General features: G+C 62.5%; 21 protein-coding genes. 15 read left to right on the top strand and 6 right to left on the bottom strand.

Annotated features, from left to right (window positions below; genetic code table 11):
- Both Uis1B_RS07865 and Uis1B_RS07860 read right to left on the bottom strand, forming a co-directional pair.
- Positions 1-529, bottom strand: a 529-nt coding sequence (locus Uis1B_RS07865; protein ID WP_133124890.1) for a helix-turn-helix domain-containing protein, incomplete at its 3' end; no start/stop codon positions are given.
- A 349-nt stretch (positions 530-878) separates the two neighbouring features.
- Complete coding sequence (locus tag Uis1B_RS07860; protein ID WP_101617172.1) at positions 879-1,823, bottom strand: AEC family transporter; 945 nt, start codon at positions 1,821-1,823, stop codon at positions 879-881.
- A 292-nt stretch (positions 1,824-2,115) separates the two neighbouring features.
- On the opposite strand from Uis1B_RS07860, the gene Uis1B_RS07855 reads away from it, so the two are divergent.
- From Uis1B_RS07855 to araA, 4 genes are all read left to right on the top strand, one after another.
- Positions 2,116-3,255: a LacI family DNA-binding transcriptional regulator gene (locus tag Uis1B_RS07855; RefSeq protein WP_101617170.1), complete on the top strand. Its 1,140-nt coding sequence runs from the start codon at positions 2,116-2,118 to the stop codon at positions 3,253-3,255.
- A gap of 331 nt (positions 3,256-3,586) precedes the next feature.
- Positions 3,587-5,218 carry a xylulokinase gene (locus Uis1B_RS07850; protein ID WP_101617167.1) on the top strand — a complete coding sequence of 544 codons (1,632 nt, stop codon included), beginning with the start codon at positions 3,587-3,589 and terminating at the stop codon, positions 5,216-5,218.
- Positions 5,219-5,298: 80 nt separating this feature from the next.
- Complete coding sequence (locus Uis1B_RS07845) at positions 5,299-5,991, top strand: L-ribulose-5-phosphate 4-epimerase (protein ID WP_101617165.1); 693 nt, start codon at positions 5,299-5,301, stop codon at positions 5,989-5,991.
- A 48-nt stretch (positions 5,992-6,039) separates the two neighbouring features.
- Positions 6,040-7,557 carry an L-arabinose isomerase gene (gene araA, locus Uis1B_RS07840; RefSeq protein ID WP_101617163.1) on the top strand — a complete coding sequence of 506 codons (1,518 nt, stop codon included), beginning with the start codon at positions 6,040-6,042 and terminating at the stop codon, positions 7,555-7,557.
- A gap of 615 nt (positions 7,558-8,172) precedes the next feature.
- Here the strand turns inward: araA and Uis1B_RS07830 are convergent.
- The 4 genes from Uis1B_RS07830 to Uis1B_RS07815 all read right to left on the bottom strand — a co-directional run bounded on the left by Uis1B_RS07830 (position 8,173) and on the right by Uis1B_RS07815 (position 11,853).
- On the bottom strand, positions 8,173-9,993 hold the full coding sequence (locus Uis1B_RS07830; protein WP_101617158.1) for an AMP-dependent synthetase/ligase: 1,821 nt from the start codon (positions 9,991-9,993) through the stop codon (positions 8,173-8,175).
- 348 nt (positions 9,994-10,341) lie between these two features.
- Entirely contained in the window at positions 10,342-10,743 is a 402-nt protein-coding gene (locus tag Uis1B_RS07825) for an HI0074 family nucleotidyltransferase substrate-binding subunit (protein WP_101617156.1), read from the bottom strand.
- Positions 10,730-11,023, bottom strand: coding sequence for a nucleotidyltransferase family protein (locus Uis1B_RS07820; protein WP_243390314.1), 294 nt, complete (start codon positions 11,021-11,023; stop codon positions 10,730-10,732). The genes Uis1B_RS07825 and Uis1B_RS07820 overlap by 14 nt, the downstream gene beginning before the upstream one ends.
- Before the next feature lie 101 nt (positions 11,024-11,124).
- On the bottom strand, positions 11,125-11,853 hold the full coding sequence (locus Uis1B_RS07815) for a gamma-glutamyl-gamma-aminobutyrate hydrolase family protein (RefSeq protein WP_101617154.1): 729 nt from the start codon (positions 11,851-11,853) through the stop codon (positions 11,125-11,127).
- 104 nt (positions 11,854-11,957) lie between these two features.
- Here Uis1B_RS07815 and Uis1B_RS07810 point away from each other — a divergent pair, with 104 nt between their 5' ends.
- The 11 genes from Uis1B_RS07810 to Uis1B_RS07760 all read left to right on the top strand — a co-directional run bounded on the left by Uis1B_RS07810 (position 11,958) and on the right by Uis1B_RS07760 (position 25,179).
- Positions 11,958-13,244 (top strand): hypothetical protein, encoded by a 1,287-nt coding sequence (locus tag Uis1B_RS07810; RefSeq protein WP_101617151.1) that lies wholly within the window; start codon positions 11,958-11,960, stop codon positions 13,242-13,244.
- Between the two features lie 123 nt (positions 13,245-13,367).
- A complete protein-coding gene (locus Uis1B_RS07805; RefSeq protein ID WP_101617149.1) occupies positions 13,368-17,249 on the top strand; it encodes a thiol reductant ABC exporter subunit CydD/CydC in 3,882 nt (1,293 codons plus the stop codon).
- 132 nt (positions 17,250-17,381) lie between these two features.
- Entirely contained in the window at positions 17,382-17,747 is a 366-nt protein-coding gene (locus Uis1B_RS07800) for a hypothetical protein (RefSeq protein ID WP_101617146.1), read from the top strand.
- Positions 17,747-18,130, top strand: a complete 384-nt coding sequence (locus Uis1B_RS07795; RefSeq protein ID WP_101617144.1) for a hypothetical protein — start codon at positions 17,747-17,749, stop codon at positions 18,128-18,130. Before Uis1B_RS07800 ends, Uis1B_RS07795 begins: the two co-directional genes overlap by 1 nt.
- Before the next feature lie 253 nt (positions 18,131-18,383).
- The gene (locus Uis1B_RS07790; protein WP_101617142.1) at positions 18,384-19,238 is read left to right on the top strand and encodes an aldo/keto reductase; all 855 of its coding nucleotides are present in this window, start codon (positions 18,384-18,386) and stop codon (positions 19,236-19,238) included.
- Between the two features lie 73 nt (positions 19,239-19,311).
- Entirely contained in the window at positions 19,312-20,040 is a 729-nt protein-coding gene (locus tag Uis1B_RS07785) for an HNH endonuclease family protein (RefSeq protein WP_101617183.1), read from the top strand.
- A gap of 289 nt (positions 20,041-20,329) precedes the next feature.
- Positions 20,330-21,766 carry an Nramp family divalent metal transporter gene (locus tag Uis1B_RS07780; RefSeq protein WP_243390313.1) on the top strand — a complete coding sequence of 479 codons (1,437 nt, stop codon included), beginning with the start codon at positions 20,330-20,332 and terminating at the stop codon, positions 21,764-21,766.
- A 168-nt stretch (positions 21,767-21,934) separates the two neighbouring features.
- Complete coding sequence (locus Uis1B_RS07775; RefSeq protein ID WP_101617140.1) at positions 21,935-22,588, top strand: amino acid ABC transporter permease; 654 nt, start codon at positions 21,935-21,937, stop codon at positions 22,586-22,588.
- Positions 22,575-23,249, top strand: a complete 675-nt coding sequence (locus Uis1B_RS07770) for an amino acid ABC transporter permease (protein ID WP_101617138.1) — start codon at positions 22,575-22,577, stop codon at positions 23,247-23,249. The genes Uis1B_RS07775 and Uis1B_RS07770 overlap by 14 nt, the downstream gene beginning before the upstream one ends.
- Positions 23,242-24,111 carry an amino acid ABC transporter ATP-binding protein gene (locus Uis1B_RS07765; RefSeq protein WP_101617136.1) on the top strand — a complete coding sequence of 290 codons (870 nt, stop codon included), beginning with the start codon at positions 23,242-23,244 and terminating at the stop codon, positions 24,109-24,111. Before Uis1B_RS07770 ends, Uis1B_RS07765 begins: the two co-directional genes overlap by 8 nt.
- 159 nt (positions 24,112-24,270) lie before the next feature.
- On the top strand, positions 24,271-25,179 hold the full coding sequence (locus tag Uis1B_RS07760; protein WP_101617134.1) for a cysteine ABC transporter substrate-binding protein: 909 nt from the start codon (positions 24,271-24,273) through the stop codon (positions 25,177-25,179).
- The last annotated feature ends 238 nt before the right edge of the window (positions 25,180-25,417 follow it).

The raw sequence follows: 25,417 nt of genomic DNA, 5'->3' as shown, positions 1-25,417 counted from the left end.
TCGCCCTCCTGCCCTTCGAACGCGTGCGGTGCCGCTTGCCGCGCGGCAGGTACTGCCTGAGGTCCAGCGCCTTCTGGGGTNTGGCGTAGATCCACTGGTAGAGGCACTCGTGGCTTATCCGCATGCGCGGGTCGTCGGGCCATTCGATTTTGAGCCGTCCCTCGATCAGCTCCGGCGTCCATCCCTTGCGCAGCGCGTCCATCACCCAGGAGAGCAGCGGGTCGTACGCCATGCGCAGGGGCTTGCGCGACCTGCGGGCGCGGGTCTCGGCCTTGCGCTGCGCGGTCAGGGCCGAGTAGAACGGGCGCGCGGTCCATGCGCCCGTCTTCAGGCGTTTCGGCCTGTACGGACGGTAGGAGTCGTTCTCGTTGGACGCGAACCACAGGCCGCGCCTCAGCTCGCGGCTGACCGTGGACTTGTCCCGGCCGATCCTCAGGGCGATCTGGCGCACGCCGAGCCCCTCTCGGTTCCTCAGTTCGTCGATCCGGACTCGTTCCTCGGCCGACAGGTGGGAATACACTTTCGTCATGGGCGCAGCACTTTCTCTTCGGTTGTGGACTTGAACACTTCCAACCTTAGACAGGTGTTGCGCTTCTATTTAGAACCCGGGTAAAGTGACCAGTTGGTCGATGGAATAGCCTGCACAAATCGCGATTTGTGAGCTGGTCCATCGGTATTCAGCGTGGCTGATTTCGGAAATGCTGCAATCATGCGGTTTTGTTGTTCCGTGATGTCGATCCTCGATGGACTAAGGCGCATTTCGAGGTAAATGCGCCTTAGTCCATCGTCGTAAGCCGACGGGCCCTGATCTTCGCCGGTCCCGTGGAATCTCACTGGGTTTCGCCGGGTTTTCCGGTGCCTTTTCCTGGCCGGCGCCTTCAGCTCAGCAAAAATGCGACGATGGCGATGAAGATCGGGGAGGTCATGGTCGAAAGCAGGATGCCGTCGCGCGCGAAGGTGAGTCCCACGTTGTACCGTGCCGCGTAGTTGTACACGTTCTGGCCGGTGGGCAGCGCCGCCAGCACCACGCAGGCGTACAGCGTGGCGTCGCGGAAGCCCATCACGAAGTAGGCGAGCAGGAACGCGATGATCGGCATCACGATGTTCTTCAGCACGGCCACGGCGATCGTGGCGGTGCGGTCGCCCTTCTTCTGCATCGGCTTCGTGCCGTGCAGCGACATGCCGAACGCCATCAGGATCATCGGCACCGCGGAATCGCCGATCATGTCGATCGGATCGAAGATGAACTTCGGAATCGGGAAGTAGCCGATCTTCGCGGTGACGGCCGAAACGAGAATGCCGGCGAGCGAGCCGATCAGCAGCGGCTGGTGCAGCGGCTGCTTGGCGATCTCCTTCACCGTCACCTTGCCCTTCGTGGTCACGTCGAGCACCGTGAGGCCGACCGGCGTGAAGATGGCCTGCTGCATCACCAGAATCGGCGCGACCAACGCCGGATTGCCCAGAATATAGGTGGCGATCGGCAGGCCGATGTTGTTGGAATTGAGGTACAGCGAATTCAGCGCGCCGATGGTGGCGTCGGCGGCTCCCATATGGAAGAACAGCCGATTGAGGATCAGGAACACCACGCCCACCAGAAGCGCGGAGAAGAACGCCACGATGATCGACGAATGGAAGATCTCGAAGATCGGCTCCTTGGACAGGATCGCGAACATCAGGCACGGGCTGGAGACGAAGAAGCTGAACTTGTTCAGCACCATCTGCGCGCTCGGCCCTCCGATGCGCATGCGGGCGGCCACATAGCCCACCGCGATCACGATGCCGATCACGCAGAATCCCTGCATGGCGCTCAACAAACCCGGCATATGACACTCCTCCCGATCGGCAACCCCACCAATACTGCCACACCGACTGTAATAGAGGGTGGTTGTTTCATCTGATGGGCCATGTTTTCTCCGATGGATGGTGAGTCGCGTGCGGATGACACGCGATCAGGGTGGAGTGTGATTGTGCGGGAACGGTCGGGTAGGATGGGAACGTTCGGTCTGTGAACGCTAACAGCTCCTGTTTCCCGGGGCATGGATGGCTTGGAGAACGGCGCAGCGGCGACGTCGGACGACGGCGACCGGATCGGATGATGTGCAAGGAGTAGTGACCATGACCGGTAAGCGTGTATCGATCTTCGAAGTGGCCAAGGCCGCTGGCGTTTCCCATCAGACCGTTTCCAGGGTGATCAACAATTCACCGAACGTTTCATCGGCCACGCGGGCCAAGGTGCAGGCGGCCATCGACAAGCTGGGCTACAGGCCGTCCGGGGCCGCTCGCGCGCTCGCCACCAGCCGCACCCGTACCATTGCGCTGATCGCCGGTGGGATGAGCTATTTCGGGCCGTTGTCCACGATCAGTTCGATCGAGGCCATGGCACGCAAGCATGAGCTGTATGTGTCGATCGCCATCATGAACGATCATGAGTACACGCAGGAGGCGTTCGAGCAGGTGGCGAATGCCTGTCTCGATCAGGGTGTGGAGGCGTTCGTTTTCGTCGCGCCCACCGATCCGATGGTCGAGGCGGCGTTGAAGGCCCGGCTTCGCGTGCCGCGAGTGGTGCTCACCTCTTCGCATGGCAAGGTGGACGTGGAACCGTATTTGGCTGCGGATCCCACGATCGCCTGCCTTGGCATCGACCAGTGGAGCGCGATCCGCGATATCGTATGCCATCTCGCCGATCTGGGTCATCGTCGGACCCTGTATCTGGCCGGTCCCTCCGAATGGCGTGATGCCGAGACCCGTCGACTGGCCTGGCTGTGCGAGTCGGAGCGTGCCGGCATGCAGACTCAGGTCATCGAGCTTGCCGATTGGGGGTCGTCCCTGGCCTACAACGAGTTCAACCGATATCTTGATTCACTGGATGATCCGAAGGCTGATCTGCCCACGGCGATCGTGGCGGCGAACGATCTGCAGGCCATGGGGGTGAACCGTGCATTGTTTGAACGGGGGATCCGCGTGCCGCAGGATGTGAGTCTCGTCGGATTCGACGACATGCCCGCCGTGTGCAATGCCATTCCGCCTTTGACCACCGTGCATCCGGATTTCGCGGGACTCGGCGTCTCCGCGATGACCACGCTGTTCACGCAGCTCGGATACGAAGGGTTGCCGAAGATCGGTGACGTGTCCGGCGATGGCAGCGCGGCTGAGGGTGATTCGGGCATGGAGGCCGATCTGCCTTCCGTCCACGGCGTGAAGGTGTCGCGCGCGCGGATGGTCGTGCGGCGGTCCACGGCCGAGGCTTCACGGTGAGCGGGTTTTGGCGAGATGGCCGGGTTCCGTGCGGTTCGATGGGCTGTTCCGCGGGAGGTTCGGTGGCCTGTCCTGTCCGGTTTCCCGATAAGCCGGATATATGGCGACTCATATAACAATTGAATAACGCGTCGAAAAAATCCGGGTTTTCGTTGCGTGGCGTGGGTGTCGGGATGTACGATGGTAAACAGAATGTGAGCGTTCACAATCTGTGATTCCGACGAGACGCCTGCGGGCTCCGCAAGGGGTGTGAAGGCGCAACGATGACGTTGGCACGAACGGTGGCGATTGCATTTCGCGTCGCCCGAAGACCGATCAAAGGAGTAAACGCATGAGTGATGCTTCCGAGATGGATATCTCAGGAATCGTAGAGAAGATTCGCGCCGGCAAGACCTCGCTGGGCATCGAATTCGGATCCACGCGAATCAAGGCCGTGCTGATCGACGACAACTACAACACCATCGCCTCCGGTGACTACCAGTGGGCCAGCCATCTGGAGGACGGCCTGTGGAGCTACTCGCAGGAGGAGATCTGGAAGGGTCTGCAGAGCGCCTACGGCGCCATGGCCTGGGACGTCGAGCAGGCCTACGGCGAAAAGCTCACCCGCGTCGGGCACATCGGCTTCTCCGCCATGATGCACGGCTACCTCGCCTTCGACAAGAACGACGAGCTGCTCGTGCCGTTCCGCACCTGGCAGAACACCAACACGCACGAGGCTCACCTCAAGCTTTCCGACCTGTTCCAGTACAACATCCCCGAACGCTGGAGCATCGCGCATCTGTATCAGGCCGTGCTCAACAAGGAAGAGCATGTGGGCAAGGTCGCCTACTTCACCACGCTCGCAGGCTACGTGCACTGGAAGCTCACCGGTCGCAAGGTGCTGGGCGTCGGCGACGCCTCCGGCATGTTCCCGATCGACCCCACCACCCACACCTGGGAGAAGGAGCTGCTCGCCAAGTTCTCCGCGCTGCCCGAAGTCGCCGCCCAGCCGTGGAACATCGAAGATCTGCTGCCCGAACCGTTGGTCGCCGGCACCCCCGCCGGTGAACTGACCGCCGAAGGCGCCAAGCTGCTCGACCCCTCCGGCAACCTGCAGCCCGGCATCGTGCTCGCCCCGCCGGAGGGCGACGCCGGCACCGGCATGGTCGCCACCAACTCCGTGCGCGTGCGCACCGGCAACGTCTCCGCCGGAACCTCCATCTTCGCGATGGTCGTGCTGGAGAAGAAGCTCGCCCGCCTGCACCCCGAAGTCGACCTCGTCACCACCCCGGCCGGCGATCTGGCCGGCATGAGCCACGCCAACAACTTCACCTCCGACCTCAACGCGTGGGTTGGCCTCTTCGGCGAATTCGCCAAGGCCATCGACCAGCCGGTCAACACCGGCGCCCTGTACGGCACGCTGTTCCGCCTCGCCATCAGCGATCAGGCCGACTCCAACGCCGGCGGACTGCTCAACTACCCGTTCCGTTCCGGCGAATTCCTCGCCGGCCTCGAAGAAGGCCGTCCGCTGTTCGCCCGCAGCCCCGAAGCCCGCATGAACCTCGCGAACTTCATGCGCGCCCAGCTGTTCAGCGCGTTCAGCCCCGTCAAGATCGGCATGGACGTGATGACCAAGGACGAAGAGGTCAAGATCGACTCCCTCGTCGGCCACGGCGGCATCTTCACCACCCCGAAGGTGGCGCAGAAGATCCTCGCCGCCGCATTCGACACCCCGATCAAGGTCATGTCCACCGCCGCCGAAGGTGGAGCCTGGGGCATGGCCGTGCTCGCCGACTATCTGTGGCACACCCCGTGGCCGCTGGCCGACTACCTTGACCAGCGCGTGTTCAAGGACGCCCAGTCCACCACCGAGAACCCGGATCCGAAGGACGTCGAAGGCTTCGAGGACTTCTTCGCCCGCTTCCAGTCCGGACTGGCGATCGAAAAGAGCGCTGTGCGCAACATCGATCTGGAAAGCAAGTAGTTCGTCGGCATATCGAAGAATTTCAGCCTCCTCTTCATGAGGAGGCCACGAAATGTAGGAAAAATCGAAAGGAATCAATTATGGCTACGTTGGCTGATTACGGTCCCGAGGTGCGCGCCGAGGTCAAGCAGGTGCGCGAGGTCGTCGCCGCCCTGCACGAGCAGCTGATCAAGTGGAATCTGGTCGTCTGGACCGCCGGCAACGTGTCGCAGCGTCTGCACACCGCCGACCTCATGGTCATCAAGCCGTCCGGCCTGCGCTACGAGTACCTGACCCCGTCGAGCATGGTGGTGTGCGATCTGGACGGCAACGTGGTCGACGGCGCCGAGGCGCCCAGCTCCGACACCGCGTCGCACGCCTACATCTACCGTCACATGCCCGACGTGTACGGCGTGGTGCACACGCACTCCACCTACGCCACCGCGTGGGCGGCGACCGGCCAGAACATTCCGTGCGGCCTGACCATGATGGGCGACGAGTTCGGCGGCCCGGTGCCGGTGGGCCCGTTCCGTCTGATCGGTTCGGAGGCCATCGGCGAGGGCGTGGTGGAGACGCTGAAGAAGTACCCGAAGTCGCCGGCGGTGCTCATGCAGAACCACGGTCCGTTCACGATCGGCAAGGATGCGGAGGGCGCGGTGAAGGCCGCCGCCATGACCGAGGAGGTGGCGCACACGATGTGGGCGGCCCGTCAGCTCGGCGACATCATCCCGATCAGCGACGAGGATATCGCCAAGCTTAACGACCGCTACACCAACGTCTACGGCCAGCACTGAACACTTAATCCCGAAAACACAACGAAGTAACAACAAAAGGAGCCAATTATGGCATTCGAAAACCCCTTCGAGGGCAAGGAGATCTGGTTCGGCGTCGGTTCGCAGGACCTCTACGGTGAGGAAGCACTGCGTCAGGTCGCCATCCACTCCGCGGAAATGGTCGACTACCTGAACAACACTGGCAAGATCCCGGCCAAGATCGTCCTCAAGCCCACCCTGAAGTCCTCCGACGGCGTCAAGGAATTCATGGTCGAAGCCTCCGCCAACCCGAACGTCATCGGCGTCATCACCTGGTGCCACACCTTCTCCCCGGCCAAGATGTGGATCCGCGGCCTCGAAGTGCTCACCAAGCCGCTGCTGCAGCTCGCCACCCAGCACCACAAGGAAATCCCGTGGGAGACCATCGACATGGACTTCATGAACCTGAACCAGGCCGCCCACGGCGACCGTGAGTTCGGCTACATCGTCTCCCGCCTCGGCATCCCGCGCAAGATCGTCGTCGGCCACTACACCGATCCGGAAGTCGCCGAAAAGGTCGGCACCTGGGCCCGTGCTTGCGCCGGCTGGGACGCCTCCAACAACATGAAGGTCATGCGCTGGGGCGACAACATGCGCAACGTCGCCGTCACCGAAGGCGACAAGACCGAAGCCGAGCGCGTCTTCGGCGCCTCCATCAACACCTGGGCCGTCAACGAGCTCGTCGCCGCCTACGACGCCGTCAAGGACGATCAGGTCAAGGAGATCATCGAAGACTACAAGGCCAAGTACGACGTCGACCCCGCCCTGCTCGACTCCAAGTACGACTCCCTCTTCATCGCCGCCAAGGAAGAGGCCGCCATGGTCAACATGATGCGCGCCAACGGCTGCACCGCCGGCGTCGACAACTTCGAAGACCTCGGCGCCCTCCCGCAGCTGCCCGGTGTCGGCCCGCAGCGCTTCCCCTCCGAGTACGGCTGGGGCTTCTCCGCCGAAGGCGACTGGAAGACCGCCGTCCTCGTCCGCATCGGTGCCGTCATGGGCTACGGCCTCGAAGGTGGCGCCTCCCTCATGGAGGACTACTCCTACAACTTCACCGAAGGCAACGAGCTCGACATGGGCTCCCACATGCTTGAGGTCTCCCCGGCCATCGGCACCATCGCCAAGCCCAAGCTCGAAATCCACCCGCTCGGCATCGGCGGCAAGGCCGACCCCGTCCGCCTCGTCTTCTCCGGCGCCCCCAAGAAGGATGCCGTCGTCGTCTCCATGGCCGACGAGCGCGAACGCTTCCGCCTTCTCATGGACGTCGTCGACGTCGTCGAGCCCCAGGGCTCCCTCAAGGAACTCCCCTGCGCCCGCGCCGTCTGGAAGCCGCAGCCTTCCCTCAAGACCGCCGTCCAGTGCTGGATCACCGCCGGCGGCTCCCACCACACCTGCATGACCACCTCCGTCGGTCGTGAAGCCTGGGAAGACTTCGCCCGCATCGCCGGCGTCGAACTCGCCGTCATCGACGAGAACACCACCGCTCGCCAGTTCGAGAAGGAACTGGAGTTGAGCGAAATGTACCACCGCCTCAACAACCGTCATTAAATAACGGAGCGTCTTCGGCCCGCTGGAAGAATCGACGTACCTTCGTACGCCTTCATCTTCCAGCGAACCGAAGCCACACACGTTATGTAATGACTTCGTCACTGATTGACGGAGCGCCTTCTTCGTTGCGGGAGGCTCGACGTACCCTCGTACGCCTTCGTCTCCCGCGCCTTGAAGTCGCACGCGTCAATCAGCTCCGGTTGCTTGCATGACAATCGGCGACGAGCCGGACATGCAAGCCAGAGACGCTAAAGGGGGTATTCGATCGGAACGCAGTCCGGTTCCGATCGAATACCCCCTTTTCATACACTCAGACCCTCCCCCTCAATACGGAAGGTGACCGGCGATCGGCTCAACCCACTCAGACCTTCCCCTTTGAGGGGAAGGTGGCCGGCGTCAGCCGGTCGGATGAGGTGCCTGGAACATGGCCCGCCTGCATATCACATACGCGCCTCGCCCCAACCACCTCATCAGTCTCGCTGCGCTCGACAGCTTCCCCTGCAAGGGGAAGCCGGAACCGGGTCGGCGGCTGGCTTTCGACGTTGGTGCAGACGACAGCTTCCCCTGCAAGGGGAAGCCGAAAACCCATGTCTCCCGGCGTCAGCCGATCCGTGCTCACCGCTTTCCGTTGTAGATCTGCTGGTCGATCACGTCGGCGAACACCGTGTTCACCTTCGGCCGCACCACCTTCAACGACGGGGTCAGGCAGGCGTTGTCCTGCGTGAACCGATCCGACAGCACCACGAACTTGCGCACCGACTCGGCGCGAGACACCGTGGCGTTCGCCTTATCCACATACGTCTGAATCTCAGCCCGCACCTCATCGTTCTGCGAGGCCTCGGCCAACGGCATCGACGCCGGCAGACGCCGGGTCGGCAGCCACGCCTCCAAGCCTTCCGGATCCAACGTGATCAGTGCGCCGATGAACGGGCGGCCATCACCCACCACCACCGCATGCTCCACGATCGGGCACTTCGTGATGATCTCCTCCAACGGAATCGGCGAAACGTTCTTGCCGCCGGCCGTGATGATGATGTCCTTCTTACGGCCGGTGATCGTCAGCGTGCCATCGTCATCCAACGAACCCAGATCGCCGGTCTTCAGCCAACCGTCCGCAGTGAACGCCTCGCGGGTCTTCTCCGGCAGATTATGGTAGCCGCGGAACACGTTCGCGCCCTTCACCTGCACCTCGCCGTCATCCGCGATCCTCACCGACGAACCGGGTGCGCACTGGCCGACCGTGCCGATGCGATTATCCGCCACACGCGTCACGGTAAACGGGGCCGCGGTCTCCGTCATGCCATACCCCTGGATCATCGGCAGACCGATGCCGGCGAAGAAATGAGCCAGATCGGCGCTGAGCGGAGCGCCGCCGCACGCCACATACCTGATGTTCGGGCCGAGAGCCCCGCGAACCGTGCGATACACCATCGAGTCGTACATCGCATGCTCGCCCACCTGAGACAGCGTCGGCTTCTCGCCGGCCTGCTCCATACGCGACCATTCGCGCGCAGCCTCCGCCGCCTTGCCGAACATGCGTCCCTTGAAGCCCGTGCCGGCCTTGCGGGAAGCCGCGTTGTACACCTTCTCGAACACGCGCGGCACGCCCAGCAGATACGTGGGCTTGAAACTGCGCAGATCAGGCAGCAGCGAATGCGTGTCGGGCAGATACCCCACCACACCGTCATCCGAACCGATCGAACAGTACTGGATGTATCGGGCGAAGCAGTGGGCGAGCGGCAGGAACAGCAGCAGACGGGGATGATCGTCGCAGATCATCTCCTTCATGCACACGAATCCCGCGCGCACGATCGACAGGAAATTGCGGTGGGTCAGCTCCACGCCCTTCGGAGCTCCCGTGGAACCGGACGTGTAGACGATGGTCGCCAGATCGTCGGCCTTCACCGAGGCGATCCGCTCCTCCAGCTCCTCGTCGGTTACGGTCACGCCCACGCCCTCAAGTGCTCCGAGCGCATTCGAATCCAGCATCAGAATGCGACGCAGATCCGGGCAGTCGTCCATCACCGAATACAGACGGTGGAACCGCTCCTGATTGTCCGCGATCGCAATGGTCACCGAGGAATCGCACAGAATGTTGCGCGCCTGCATCGCGGAATCCGTGTCGTAGATCGGCACGCTCACCGCACCGATCGCAGCCAGCGCGAAATCCAGCACGCCCCACTCCCAGCGGGTGGGGGAGAACAGCGTCACCGCGTCTCCCTTCTTCACGCCGAACGCCATGAACCCCTTGGCCGCCGCGCGCACCAGACTGTGGAACTCGCCGGTCGTGATGTTCGCCCACGATCCCGGACCGGTCTTACGGCTGGCGATCACCGTGTCCTCGCCGGTGCGTTCGATACGGTCGGTCAGCAGCGAGTACAGTGTCTCGTCGTCACGCACCTCGATCTCGCCGGGTGCCGTGTATTCCTTGATCATGCCTTGAGCCCTCATTCCGTCTGGTTCCGTCGTCATTCCGTCATATCGATCCCGCCGTTCGATCCCGCCGTGCCATGCAGTCGGCGGGATCGAACGGCCAATCATCCATCCTCAAGATTACGCATGAACAGTGCCGGTCGCCATTGTCCCGGCCCACCAACTTCCCCGTCCGCCCTTGTAAGGGTGTACAACGTATGGGCATATCAGATTGTCAGCTCTTCCGGTTTGGATATGTCCGGCATATCGCCGCGGCCAGTTCGTGATGGTGTGCGGCGGCTTTTACCTCCCAAAATTGCGAGAAGATGCGAGAAGATCCAGTTTGTACGAGCGGCCTGCTTGATGAACGTCTTACTGATTCAGCAGATCGCCATACCGTTGTTCAATCCCCTGCTCCACCCGTTCGAATTCGGGTATATAGTCCGTGATTACGGAATTCACCAGTCGCAATGCCTTGCTGGCGTCGTAGATATGGGCCGAATCATTGCGATCCCGTAGCATTCGCAGCCAGAGTTGCTCATTCATGAAGGAATAATACTGGAATGAGGCCTTCAAGACGTCGCGTGGTGATCCGGATGCGGAGACCGGATCACCCTCGTATGCCAGAAGAGCCTTCAGCAACTTCCATCCCAGTTCGAATTGAAGCTCGAACTTGTCAATGATGCCGCTCTGCACGAATTCGTTGGTCAGATCCTGTTTGGGTGCTTTTCGCAGTGAGGATAAAGCCAAACTGTAGTTTTCATACTTTCTCATAGAGCACCTTTCCTGTGGCCCTGATTTCGTGACGCAGATCCTTGGAAATATTGTCATCCATATTGATGACATCCACTTTGAGCAGAGACCACAGATCATCCTGCAGCATTCGTTCCAATCGGTTGAACTGGGCGCACCCCTCGATGGCGAGATCGATATCGCTTTTCGGACGGTTCGTGCCCTTCGCACGTGAACCGAACAGGATCACTCGGGAGGCATCGCAAGCCGCGGCGAACTCGCGAATCTGCGCATACACGTCTTCGATGGGAACCGACGTCACAATTCCACCCCCGACTTTCCAGCTGACATGCGACACGTTGCCGGCAGTTAAATAACCGTCATCTCGTGTCCATCATAGATCCGGCGTTGAGGTCTTTTTGGTCATGCATGATGCTTGCTGCATGCGCGGCAGGCTTCGGCGAAGGCGCGGGCCAGACGTTGGCTTGGCTCGTCGGTGGGCGTCTGCTCGGGATGCCATTGCACGGCCATGAAGAAATCGCGGTCGGGGCGGTACGCGGATTCGATGATGCCGTCGGGGGCCGTGGCCTGTATCTGCACGCCTTCGCCGGCCCTGTGCACCGCCTGATGATGCACGCTGTTGACGCTGATCTCGTCGCATCCGAGAATCCTGCGCAGGGGAGTGCCGGGCAGAATGCTCACCTCATGCGACGGCTTGTTAAACGGCGCCTGCTGCCAATGGTTCAGTGCTCCGGGGATATCGTCGGCGATCTGCTGATACAGGTTGCCGCCCGCCAGCACGCACATCATCTGCAGGCCGCGGCATACGCCCAGATACGGCATTCGCCGGTCGTAGGCGGCTCTCAGCAGCGTCGCCTCGGCATGATCGCGCAGCGGCACCGGCTCGTCCATGCCCGGCAGATGCCGTCCGCCGTACAGTGACGGGTCGATGTCGTTGCCGCCCGGGATCATCAGGCCGTCCGCGCGGTCGAGCATGGACTTGAGATACCCGTCGTCGTCGGACGGATCCACGGTCAGCACATTCGCCCCCGCGAACTCCAGCAGACGCAGATATCCAGGGTCGATGTCGAACGTGCCGGGTACGGTCTCCGAATACTGCATCATCAATGCCACGACGGGTTTCATTGACATCGCCTTTCCCTGCTGGTTCTCGATCGCCGTGCGCCGACGCTGTTTCCCCGACGATACACTGAATGTCAATGGCGATTATATGAGTTCGAGCGGAGGTCCTACCAATGGCCGATGATCATGCATTCCCCGGTGCCGACGTTCTGTTGAATGAGCTCGCTGGCTCGGAATTCCCGGTATCCGACGACGTGATCGATCGTCTGCGTGGCGTCTACGGGCATCTCGCCGCGGTTTCGCCGGACGACCCGGAATTTGAGCGCTACCTGCGCGAGGATGTGATCGAGCATGAGGTGTTCACCCGCGGCGAGGCCATCGACATCAGCGACTCCGTGCTCGATGTCAGCGCGAGGCACAAAGGGGATGCGGCACTGCTGCTGGCGTTCTTCGTCGCGTTCGAATGGTTCCATCGCTGCGAATTCGACGCCGACCGGCGCATGCTCTACTGGCGACGGTTCGTGCCGCTGCTGCGAGCCTGCCTGGGGGAGTTCGCGCTCTACCAGTATGCGCTGTCCATGTTCCATCTGTACGGCGGAGAGGAGCGCGATGCCGAAGCCGCCGCGCTGCGGGCCCTTGAGATCGCGCCGAAGCACATCGGGTTCCTCAACGCCTACACCGAACAGATTCTGCGGCGCGTGGAACGACAGCTCATCTCCTCGGGGCGGCAGATGCCCGACGAGAAGGATCGGGCGGCGCTCGAACGGCTGATGGGACTGTTCGACAAGCGGCCGCGCGAGACGTGGCATCCGATCTTCCACACGAGCTATGGCCGCATCCTCGCCTGCCTGGGCCGGTACGACGAGGCTCAGAGCGAATTCTCCCGTGCCGTCGATCTTGAGAACGCCAAATACAACGAGTGGTGTGAAGCCGGCGGCCCCGGTGGCGAGTCCTCCGGTGGCGAGTCCTCCGACCCCGCAGGTTCCCGGAGCGGCGGACTCAAGGCCAGCACCTATGTGACCGAGATGAACGAGATCTTCGACGCGCGCAACACCTGCAACATGCTGTCGAACATGCGCTCGCTGTCGTCGGTGATCGACGATGCGCAGTCCGCGCAGCGGGAGCGGGCGCGCGAGCTGGACGACAAGATGGACGAGCTGGGCCGGCGCTTCGACAACGAGCGCATCGACATGCTGGAATTCATCGGCTTCTTCGCCGGCATCATATCGTTCGTCATCGCCTCCATTCAGCTGGGCGATGGTCTGACGTTCCCGACACGAGCCCTGATGGTGCTGATGCTCATGGGCTCGCTGCTCGTGGCGTTCGGAGCGTTCTCCGCGCTGCTGGAAAGCGGGCGTGCCGGCGATCGTGGAGGCTTCCGGCCTGCGCTGGTCGCGGTGGTCGCCATCGGGCTCGTCGTCATTGTCGCATCCGTGCTGCTGTACCTCGTCATTCGGTGATCGCTCGTTCACTCTTTGCAGGTCGCCGCAAAGAGTGAATCAGCGGTCAGCGGAATTCGCCTATTGCGCAACCCGAACCGCTGTGATTTTCTGAGAACGCCCAAAACAACAAGCGAGGTATGCATGTTCGACAAACGACTTTTGCGTCTGGCACCGGGAATCGGCCGTCTGGTCGCCGGCAAGGTGCTGATGCTGTGGCTGACGTTGCTGAGCAACATCGCGTTCGCCGTCACGCTGGTATCGATGCTCGGTGACCTGCTGAACGCGGTCGACGGCAAGGGGCCGATACCCTTGTCGTGCAGGGTCGATCACGTCAATGGCGGCTGCGTCGCTTTCGACAGGTCGGACCTGCTGCCGGAACTGCCGCAGTTCATGACCTGGACGCCGGCCCGCATCGGAGCCTACGCCGTCGCATTCGCGGTGATCCTCCTCGTGAGGTATCTGGCCACCAAAGGCGCGAATCATCTGGGATTCCTCGCTTCGGAGCGGGTGAAGCTCGCCCTGCGCACCAGGCTGTATCGCAAGATGCTGACCCTCGGACCCGACTACTCGAGCAAGGTGCGCACCGCCGATGTGGTGCAGCTCGCCGGCGAAGGTGTGGAGCAGGTGCAGACCTTCTTCGAACTGTTCCTGCCGCAGCTGTTCTACTCGGTGCTTGCTCCGATCACCCTGTTCGTGGTCGTGCTGCCGATCAGCGTGCCCGCCGCCGTCACGCTGCTGGTTTGCGCGCCGCTGATCGTGCTGATCGTCGGTGCCGTGGCCATGAGCGCCGCCCGCGTGTTCAAGAAATACTGGGGCAAATACACCGATCTCGGCTCGGAGTTCCTCGACGACCTGCAGGGCTTGGAAACGCTGAAGATCTTCGACGCCGACCAGCGTGCCCATGATCGGATGAACCGTCGGGCCGAGGAATTCCGCGTGATGACCATGAAGGTGCTGCAGATCCAGCTGCGCTCGCTCACCGCCATGGATCTGGTGGCTTACGGCGGCACAGCAGCCGGCATCATCGTCGCCGTGACGCAGTATCTGCATGCCGACACGAGTATGCTGTCCCTCGCCGGATGCATGCTGATCGTGCTGCTTTCCGCCGACTTCTTCATTCCGCTGCGTCAGCTCGGCTCCTATTTCCATGTGGCGATGAACGGCATGACCTCCACGAAGAAGATCTTCGCCGTGCTCGACATACCCGAATCGGGCAGGATCGGCGACGTCGAGCAGGCGCACGCGCCGAGCATCGACGACGCCGAGATCGTGTTCTCCCACGTCGGATACCGCTATTCGCAGACCGGCAACGATTCCGCCGGCAAAGACGCCACCGCAGACACCGAGGGCAATGTCGACGGCACCGGCGATGGCAGCAAAGCCGACAGCCCCCGTGACGCTCTGCACGACGTGTCGTTCACGGTCCTCCCGCATACCCTGACCGCGGTCGTCGGCGTCAGCGGTTCCGGCAAGTCCACCGCGGCGGGCATCCTCGCCGGGCGACTGACCGGCTACGAAGGATCGGTCTCCTTCAGGCACGCCGCTTCGGCTCCCGTCGAGCCGCACGGCACCGCCGACAGCATCGCGACGGTCGAACTGCGCGACTGCGCCAGGGACTTCCTGCTCGGCGAAGTGACCATCGTCTCAGCGTCCAGCCACCTGTTCCACGCCACGATTCGCGAGAATCTGCTGATGGCCCGGCCCGACGCCGCCGACGCAGAACTGTGGGATGCGCTCGATCGGGCGCACATCGCCGACTGGGTGCGCGAGCAGCCGCAGGGCCTCGACCTGATGATCGAGGAGGGTGCGGCGAATCTTTCCGGCGGACAGAAGCAGCGTTTGGCGTTGGCGCGCGGTCTGCTGCATGATTCGGCCGTCTACGTGTTCGACGAGGCGACCAGCAACGTGGATGCGGAAAGCGAGTCGCTGATTCTGCAGGCCATTCATGCGCTCGCCGAGACCAAGACCGTGCTGATGATCACGCATCGCATGGCCAACGCCGTCGAGGCCGATCGGGTTGTGGTGTTCGACCATGGAACCGTGGTCGAAACCGGCGCCCATGATGAGCTGATGGCGATCGACGGCCGGTATGCCGAACTGTTCCGCACCCAGAACGCCGTGGAGTCGTTCGGTGACGATCTCGGCTCCCGCACGGTTGAAATTCTGCCGCTGCGAAGCGACGCCAGTGGAACTACTGATGGAACCACCGATGGCGCCAATGGCACCGATGGCACCGAACCCGCCACCCCTGAAGCCCCGTCCTCATCAACATTCGCGCTGATCCGACGTCTGCTCGGCGTGGCCCGTCCGCTCACCCGATTCATGGTCTGCGCCACCGTATTCGGTACGATCGGCCACCTTGCGGCGACCTTCCTGCCGGTGTTCGGCATGTTCGCGCTGCTCGCCGTCGCGGGGCACCCCGTCTGGGGCATGGGGCTTCCCGCGGCCGTTGCGGGCATCGTCATCTGCGCGGTGCTGCGCGGCATCATGCGGTACACCGAGCAGTACATGAACCACAACGTGGCGTTCCGTCTGCTCGCGTTGTTCCGTGACCGGGCGTTTGCGGCTCTGCGTCGTCTGGCGCCCGCGAAGCTGACCGGCCGCGGCAAGGGCGATCTGATCGCTCTGATCACCACGGACGTCGAACTGTTGGAGATCTTCTTCGCCCACACGATTTCGCCGGTGTCGATCGCGGTCATCACTTCGCTCACGTTCGCCGTCGTGCTGGCCGCCTTGAATCCTTGGATGGCGCTGGTGCTGCTCGGCGCGCACCTTGTGGTCGGCGTGCTGGTGCCGAAGCTGTTCGCCGGCAGCGTTTCCGGCATCGGCCCGGACATCCGCCGTCGTTCGGCCGCTTTGGATGATTATGTGCTCGACGGCATGCGCGGCATCGACGAGACCATTCGGTTCGCGCGGGGTTCCCGCCGGGTGGAGGAGATTGCTCGTCGGACCCGGGAGCTTACTTCGGTGCGGTCGAAGCTGAGTGACGTGAACGGCCGGTTCGCCGGCATCGGTGGGCTGCTGGTGCAGCTGTTCACGATGCTCGCCGCCACGGTGGCGATCCTGTGTGCGGTGCCGGAACCGATGTCCGTGCCGGAATCCCTGGCGTCGGTGGTGCTGATCGCCAGCTCCTTCGGCCCGACGCTGGCTCTGAGCGCCCTGCCCGCCAATCTCACCCAGACGTTCGCCGCCGCCCGTCGTCTGTTCGCTCTTATGGATGAGACTCCTGCGGTGGATGAGCGTGGAACGAAGAATGCCGCGTATGCGGGGATGAGTCTGGATCATGTCGTCTTCTCCTATGACGGTCATCGTGGCGGGTCCGGTGAGGGTCGAGACGGCCGCGACGGCCATGCCTCCCGTGTGCTGGACGACGTTTCGCTGAAGGTTCCGCGGACCGGCGTATTGGGCATTCAAGGGCCGTCCGGCACCGGCAAATCGACGCTGCTCAAGCTGTTGATGCGCTACTGGGATCCGGATTCCGGCCGTGTTGTGGTCGAAGACTCTGGTCGTGAGACCAGGGTGGGCGGCATCGCCGATTCGGCGGTCTCGCAGCGGATCGATCTGCGTGATCTGGATGCTCATCATCGTCGGCGAATGCAGACGATGATGTCGCAGGAGACCTATCTGTTTGACGGCAGCATCCGCGAGAACCTGCTCGTCGCCGACCCGCAGGCCGATGATGATCGGCTGCGTGCGGCTTTGGAGCGTGCGTCGGTGGCGCAGTTCGTCGACTCGCTGCCGCAGGGGATCGACACTCCGGTAGGCGAGCTGGGGGACCGACTCTCCGAAGGTGAACGGCAGCGCATCGGATTGGCCCGGGTGTTCCTGCGGGATGCGGATCTGGTGCTGTTCGACGAGCCGACGAGTAGATTGGACGCTCTTAACGAGGCCATTATTCTGCGGTCCATCGCCGATCTGGCCGGGCGACGTGATCCTGACGGGCGGCAAGGACCCGCCGTGGTGATGGTGTCCCATCGCCGGTCCGCCATGCGCATCGTCGATCGTCTGGTCGAAGTCCGTTGAATCGGAGGGCACTCTCTTCGCTGTGATGAGGATGCGATCGAGGAGACGCGCCGGTACCGTAATCACAATTATCACTGCATATAATTACAGTGATAATTGTGATGTATTGGTGATGCGGAAAGGAGGGTCGTGATGACGAATGTGAAGGATCGTGCCGAAGTGATGCGGGAGGCGGCGGAACCTGGATCGCGCATCGGCTTGACCGAACTGGCCCGATCAAGTGCGTGGCGATCGACGCTGAAGAAACGGGGTCTGCTGGAGATTGTGGACCGTACCGACACGGCTGCGTATCTGGTGTCCGTCGAAGCGATGAACGACATGCTGGATTCCATCAATGCGTTGGAATCCGAAATCGAGCGGGTGACGGCCCAGCAGCTGTTTGTTGCCCGAGGCGAGCGTGAAGACTGGAAGGCCGGTGAAGAGCTCGAACGAGAGGCGCAGGAGAGTCTGCGACGACGTGCGGACGCCGTCCGGGAGTTTCTCGACGGGGAACGCTGATGGCGGTATCGGAAGTGCTGCTGTCTCAGGCGGTTGCTGTGATTGCCTCGGTGCGTGGCGCTTGGATGGATGCCGGTACTCTAGCCGATGACGTGATCCTGCTCGCTTACGTGTGGCCGGATGATGACGAGTTCAAGCAGGCTGTTTCCAGTGTGCGCCGCGCATTGACGTTGCTGGTGTCGAACCATGTGGAGGGTGCGGAACTGAAATACGGATTAGCCGGTTGGCGTTCCTACCATTTCCAGCATCATCGTTGCCAAGGAGCGCGAGCGGATATGAGTATTATCTATCGGAGAGTGCCTGAAGGAATCCAGATCAAGGGTTTCGGCAACCGTCATCTGCCGTCTGATATCTATGAACGGTTGGCGCGGCTGGGGGCCTGATGGCGAAGTTCCGGTCGGTGATGCCTTGAGCGTACCGGCCTGTTCGGTGTTGCGCGTGCGCATGAATTCCGGATCGGCATGGCGGGCATGGTATCTGAATGGGCATGATGCCTGAATAGGCATGGTGTCTGAATGGGCATGGTATCGATCGGCGCGGTATAGGCTGACAGGTATTGGACGTGTATGCATGGCTGATTTGCGAACGCATGATTGGCCATGAACGTATGCCGTTGAATCGACGAAGGAGCATGACATGGTATTTGGGCCGATTCCCGACATCACCCTGTCGGACGGGGTGACCATTCCGCAGATCGGATTGGGGGTGCTGCGCATCGACGATGCGGACACCGCTCCGGTGGTGGAGTCAGCGCTGGAGGCCGGCTACCGGCATATCGACACCGCGGCCGGCTACCACAATGAGGGTGGCGTCGGACAGGCGCTGGTGACCTCCGGCTATGCGAATGGTGAGCGGCGTAAGGAGCTGTTTCTCACCACCAAGCTGCGCGACTCCGAACAGGGCTATGATTCCGCGTTGAAGGCGTTTGATCGTCAGATCGGCCTGCTGCGCACCGACTACGTGGACATGTACATGATCCACTGGCCCACGCCGTTCGACTGGCGTAGCGACGAGGTGTGGCGCGCCTTCGTGCGGCTGCGTGATGAGAAGCGGGTCCGCACGCTCGGCGTGTGCAACTTCCTGCCGGAGCATCTGGAGAAGCTGCACGAGGAGACCGGCGAATATCCGACGGTCGATCAGATCGAACTGCATCCCACCTGGCAGCAGCGCGAGGTGGTGCGATTCTGCAAGGAGCATGGCATCGCTGTGGAGGCCTACTCGCCGATGGCCCGCGGAGCCGACCTCAACGCCGGCGACGGCGTGATCCGGCGCATCGCCGAAGCACACGGCAAGTCGAACGCCCAGATCATCCTGCGCTGGCACATCGAGAACGGCACGATCATCATACCGAAGTCCACGCATCGGGAGCGGCAGATCGAGAACGCCAGCCTGTTCGACTTCGCGCTCACGACGGAGGAGCATGCCGCCATCGACGCGCTCGACGGTCCGACCCGCGCCGGCCACGATCCGATGACCTTCTCCTACAGCTGACCGAGACCATACTGACCGAGACCATACTGACCGAAACCATATGGCATCCAACGCGGAAGGAGCGCTGATCGTCATGGCCCGACGTCGTCGATTCAGCGGCTCCTTGCCGTTGGAACGTTTCCTGATCCTCATCGTGATCGCCGTCATCATCGGCATCAGTGCCGGGTTGCTGTTGCCGTACGTCAGCGAAACCGTGGGCAGGGTCGTCGGCCGGTATCAGGCCACCGGTGGTGCTGCGGACGCATTGGGGCGGCTGACCGTGGTGGATGCTCCCAAGCCGAACTCCCAGTATCGTCGTGATGCCTTCGGCTTTCGCGAATACGATCCGGACGGCAACGGTTGCGACGCCCGCAACGACGTGCTCGCCCGCGACCTGAAGAACGTGACCTACCGCAATGCCGAACGCTGCAAGGTGGATTCCGGCATCCTGGACGATCCATATACCGGTAGGACCATCGAATTCCGCAGGGGAGCGAAAACCAGCGCCGCCGTGCAGATCGACCATGTGGTGGCATTGAACGACGCATGGCGATCGGGAGCCAGTACATGGAACACCCGCCGGCGGTACGAGTTCGCCAACGATCCGTACAATCTGCTGGCAGTGGACGGTCCGGCCAACGAAGACAAGGGCGACGCCAACGCGGCCGACTGGATGCCGCCGAACAAGGACTTCGGCTGTGAGTATGTGGCCCGTCAGATCGGCGTGAAATCGAAATACGGGTTGACCGTGACAGGACGCGAGAAAACCGCCATGCTCAAGGTCCTCCATGATTGCCCTGGCCAGCCCCTGCCTGTCCGGTAGCGAAGGGTGTTGGCTCTGCCTTCCCCTGGGAGGGGAAGGTGGCCGACAGGGTCGGCCGGATGAGGTGGACGAACAAAGCCAGAAATGTCCTGAGACTGCGGGGGCGGGGTGTGGGTTCAGGCTCGCCGACAGACGAACGTGGCTCTGCCTTCCCCTGGGAGGGGAAGGTGGCCGACTCGGTCGGCCGGATGAGGTGGCCGAACAAAGCCGGGAATGTACCGATGCTTCGGTGGCGTGACGTCTTCGTGACATACCGCCGTGCTATAACACCGCTGGGAGGCACCTACGAATGAAAGATTCGGATTCCGAACAATCCACAATCGTCACCACGCAACCATCCGATGGCTTTACCGAATCCGGTGGTTCCGCCGAATCCGATAGCTTCGCCGAGGTGGAGCACAAACCCGACTTCGAGCATCTTGATCCCGAGGAAGCCCGCGCCCTCGCCGCCAGCGGCCATCCCCACACCGAGCACATGCACAGCGTTCCGAAGCTCGCCACCCCGCATACGGGGGCCAAGGCCAAGCTCTCCGCATTGCTCGGCCCGGCGTTCGTGGCCGCCGTCGCCTACGTGGATCCGGGCAACGTGGCCGCCAACATCACCTCCGGCGCCCGCTACGGGTTCCTATTGGTCTGGGTGCTGGTGCTCGCCAACGCCATGAGCGTGCTGATCCAATACCAGAGCGCCAAACTCGGCATCGTCACCGGCCAGTCCCTGCCCGCCCTGCTCGGCAACCGCATGAACCCGGGCGGCCGACTCCTGTTCTTCGCCCAGGCCGAGGTCATCGCCATCGCCACCGACCTTGCCGAGGTCATCGGCGGCGCCATCGCCCTGAATCTGCTGTTCGGCCTGCCGCTGTTCGTCGGCGGCTGCATCATCGGCGCGATCTCCACGGTGCTGCTGCGCTTCCAGGGCGGCCACACGCAAGGCGTATTCGAAAAGCTCATCATCGCCCTGCTGCTCGTTATCACCTTCGGATTCATCGCCGGCCTGTTCATCGACCCGCCGGACCCGTCCAAGGTGTTCGGCGGCCTGATCCCGCACTTCACCGGCGCCGACTCGGTGCTCATGGCCAGCTCCATGCTGGGCGCCACGGTCATGCCCCACGCCATCTACCTGCATTCCACGCTGGTCAACGACCATTACGAAGGCCGCAACGACCGCCCCGGCATCAAACGCGAACTGTTCGGCACCAAGATCGACGTGGTCTGGGCGCTGCTGCTCGCCGGCAGCGTGAACCTCGCCCTGCTGCTGCTCGCCGCCAGCGCCCTGCACGGCATGCCCGGCACCGACACCATCGAAGGCGCCCAGCATGCCGTCGTGCAGGTGCTCGGCCCGGTCATCGGCACGATCTTCTCCATCGGCCTGCTCGCCTCCAGCCTGTCCAGCACGTCGGTCGGCACCTACGCCGGCCAGGAGATCATGCACGGTCTGCTGCACGTCGACGCCCCGATGTGGGCGTGCCGTGTGATCACGCTGGTGCCCGCACTGGTGATCCTATGGTTCAGCGACAACCCCACGTACGCGCTGGTCGTCGGCCAGGTGATCCTCTCCATCGGCATTCCGTTCGCCATCATCCCGCTCATGCGCTACACGCATGACAAGGAGCTGATGGGCAAGTGGGCGGACGGGCCCGTCAAGCACGCCATCTTCATCGCCGTGGCCGTGCTGATCATCACGCTCAACGTGCTGCTGGTCGTCCTCACCGTCCTCGGCAAGGCATGAGCACGCCGAGCCGTCCGAATGATCCGAACCGTCTATAAGTTTTCCGTATAACGAACAGGCCAAGCCGGCTTCCGCTCTCCGTTATGCTTACCTACGGGCTGTTGCGCCCGAACGCCGTCGAACGAACGGCGTCAGCAGTACACTCAGCAATACACGAGGAGGAGAGCCATGGATTGGGCATTCATCACCCACTACGCCCCCTACTTCGTCAACGCCGGCTACATGACCGTGTTCATCAGCTTCTTCGGCGTGCTGCTCTCCATCGTGCTCGGCCTGCTGTGCGCCGCCGTGGAGATCGCCCGCATCCCGGTGCTCTACCAGATCGTGCGCGCCTACATCGAACTGAGCCGCAACACCCCGCTGCTCGTGCAGCTGTACTTCCTGTTCTTCGGCCTGCCGAAGCTCGGCGTCGTCTGGTCCGCCGAAACCTGCGCCATCGTCGGCCTCGCCTTCCTCGGCGGCTCCTACATGTCCGAAGCCCTGCGAGGCGGCCTCGAAGCCGTGCCCGGCGTGCAGCACGAATCCGCCCAGGTGCTCGGCTTCACCAAGGCCCAGGCGTTCACGCACATCATCCTTCCGCAGGCCCTGTCCACCGCCATTCCCGGCGTGGTGGCCAACGTGATCTTCCTCGTCAAGGAATCGTCGGTGGTCTCCGCCATCGCGCTCGCCGACGTGATGTACGTGACGAAGGATCTCATCGGCATGTACTACGACACCTACGAATCATTGACGTTGCTGATCATCACCTATCTGGTGATCCTGCTGCCGATCTCCATCGTCGGTACGCTGCTGGAAAGGAGGTTCGACTATGCAAGGCGCTGAGATCCTGCTTCAGCCGGGCGTCTTCCCCCGTCTGCTCCAGGGCCTGTGGGTCACGGTCTGGATCGCCGGCGTGTCGGTCGGCCTGTCCGTTCCGGTCGGTCTGCTGGTCGGCTGGCTGATGACCCTGCGCAATCCGTTGATCCGCATCCTGATGCGCATCTACCTTGATTTCATCCGCATCATGCCGCAGCTGGCCCTGCTGTTCATTGCCTTCTACGGGTTTGCCCAGGCGTGGGGCTGGAATCTCGACGCCACCGGCGCCTGCGTGCTGGTGTTCGTGCTGTGGGGCGGCGCCGAGCTGGGTGATCTGGTGCGCGGCGCGCTCGAATCGATTCCGAAGAGCCAGTATGAGTCCTCGTATGTGCTGGGCCTGAGTCCGTGGCAGACGTTCTCCCGCGTGATCCTGCCGCAGGCCGTGCGTCGTCTGCTGCCGGCGAGCGTGAACCTCGCCACCCGAATCGTCAAGACCACGTCGCTGGCCGTGCTGCTCGGTGTGGTGGAGGTCATCAAGGTGGGCCAGCAGATCATCGACGCCCATCGTTTCGAATTCCCGACCGCCACGTTGTGGATCTACGGCGTGATCTTCTTCATGTATTTCATCGTGTGCTGGCCGCTGTCCATCGTGGCCCGTCGACTGGAAAAGAGGTGGGCTCATGACTGAGCAGATCATTCAGCAGGCTGAACCGACTGAGCGGACTGAACTGGCTGAGCGGACTGAATCGACAGGCGGGAACGTATCGACTGGCAAGAACCTTGAGATCCGGCATCTGGTCAAGCAGTATGCCAATGCCGACAAGCCCGTGCTGAACGACATCACCCTCACCGTGCCCGCGGGCAAGGTCACCGTGGTGCTCGGCCCTTCCGGTTCCGGCAAGTCGACGCTGCTGCGTACGGTGGCCGGACTGGAGCCGATTCAGGGCGGCGAGATCGCGCTGGACGGCGAGGTGATCGCGCGGGGAGAATCCGGCGGCGCGAAGTCCGGTCGCCAGCAGCGCAGCGCCGAACTGCGCACGCGAGTAGGCATGGTGTTCCAGAGCTATGATCTGTTCCCGAACAAAACCGTGCTGGGCAATATCACGCTGGCCCCCACGATCGTGCAGAAGCGGCCGAAGGCCGAAGCCGAACGGGAGGCGCTGGAACTGCTGGGGCGCGTCGGTCTGGCCGATCGTCGGGATGCCTGGCCTCACGAGCTTTCCGGCGGTCAGCGTCAGCGTGTGGCGATCTGCCGTGCGCTGATCCTGCACCCGGAGATCATGCTGTTCGACGAGGTGACCGCGGCGCTTGATCCGGAAATGGTGCGTGAGGTGCTTGACGTGATCGTCGAACTGGCCGATCAGGGGCTCACCATGATGATCGTCACGCATGAGATGGCGTTCGCCCGGGCCATTGCCGACCGGATCGTGCTGTTGGACGGCGGGCATATCGTGGAGCAGTCCGACGACGCCGAACGGTTCTTCACCGATCCGCAGAGCGAGAGGGCGAAGCAGTTCCTGCAGACCTTCCAGTTCAAGCGTCACGAGTGATTGCGGCGGTCGGATCGCGTAGTCGGGATTACACAGTCGGGATTACGCAGGCCGATACGTCAGGCAATCAGCAGATCAGTTGAGTGGCCGATCAGCCAGTCAGTCAATCAAATCAGTCAATCAAATCAGTAAGGAAACCACACAGAAAGAAGGGAAACCATGACCACGAAACTCTTCGGCCGCATCACGCGCGCCGTCATCGCCGCAGGGGCCGCGATCACCATGCTGGCGTCCGTCGCCGCGTGCGGTCCCACCGCGTCCACGCCGAGCGAGGCCGGCGACACCGCCTCCGCGAACAGCGGCAACACCTCCGCCACGAAGGCCCGCAGCCTCGACGAGATCAAGAAGTCCGGCAAGATCAAGGTGGCGGTCTTCTCCGACAAGGCCCCCTTCGGCTATGTGGACAAGGACGGCAAGTATCAGGGCTACGACGTCTACTTTGCCGAGCAGCTGGCCAAGGATCTGGGTGTGACCCCCGAATACACGTCCGTGGATCCGGCGGCCCGCGTGGACGTGCTGACCTCCAACAAGGTGGATCTGGTGCTTGCGAACTTCACCGTCACCGATGAGCGCGCCGAGAAGGTCGATTTCGCCAAGCCGTACATGAAGGTGGCGCTGGGCGTGGTCTCCCCGGACAGCAAGGTGATCAAGGACGTGAACGAGCTGAAGGGCAAGACGCTGATCATCGCCAAGGGAACCACCGCCGAAACCTACTTCGGCACCAACTACCCGGACGTGAAGCTGCAGAAGTACGATCAGTACGCCGACGCCTACAACGCACTGCTTGACGGCCGCGGTGACGCCTTCTCCACCGACAACACCGAGGTACTCGCCTGGGCGAAGGCCAACAAGGGATTCACCGTCGGCATCACCAAGCTGGGTGACACCGACACCATCGCTCCGGCCGTGCAGAAGGGCAACACCGAGCTGCTGAACTTCGTCAACGACGAGATCGTGAAGCTCGGCAAGGACAACTTCTTCCACAAGGACTACCAGCAGACTCTGGAGCCGGTGTACGGCGACGAGGTCAACCCCGACGACATCGTCGTGGAAGGCGGCGAGCTGTAAACCGGTTGCCGAGATCTCGCCATTAGAGATCGCATAGAGATCGCATAGAGATCGCCAAGGTGGAGCCACCGCAAGGGGCTCCACCTTTTTTGCGTGGCTTCGTCTGATCCACCTCATCAGTCAGCCTTCGGCTGCCAGCTTCCCCTCATAGGGGAAGCCGGACGGTAGGAGGCGCATTACCCGTATGGGGCTTCCCCCTTTGGGGGAAGCTGTCGGCGATAGTCGACTGATGAGGGGT

Origin of the sequence: Bifidobacterium margollesii, assembly GCF_002860355.1 — a bacterium.
Taxonomy (GTDB): domain Bacteria; phylum Actinomycetota; class Actinomycetes; order Actinomycetales; family Bifidobacteriaceae; genus Galliscardovia; species Galliscardovia margollesii.
The sequence above is the reverse complement of the archived record's forward strand: the minus strand, read 5'-3'. Positions and strand labels throughout refer to the sequence as shown.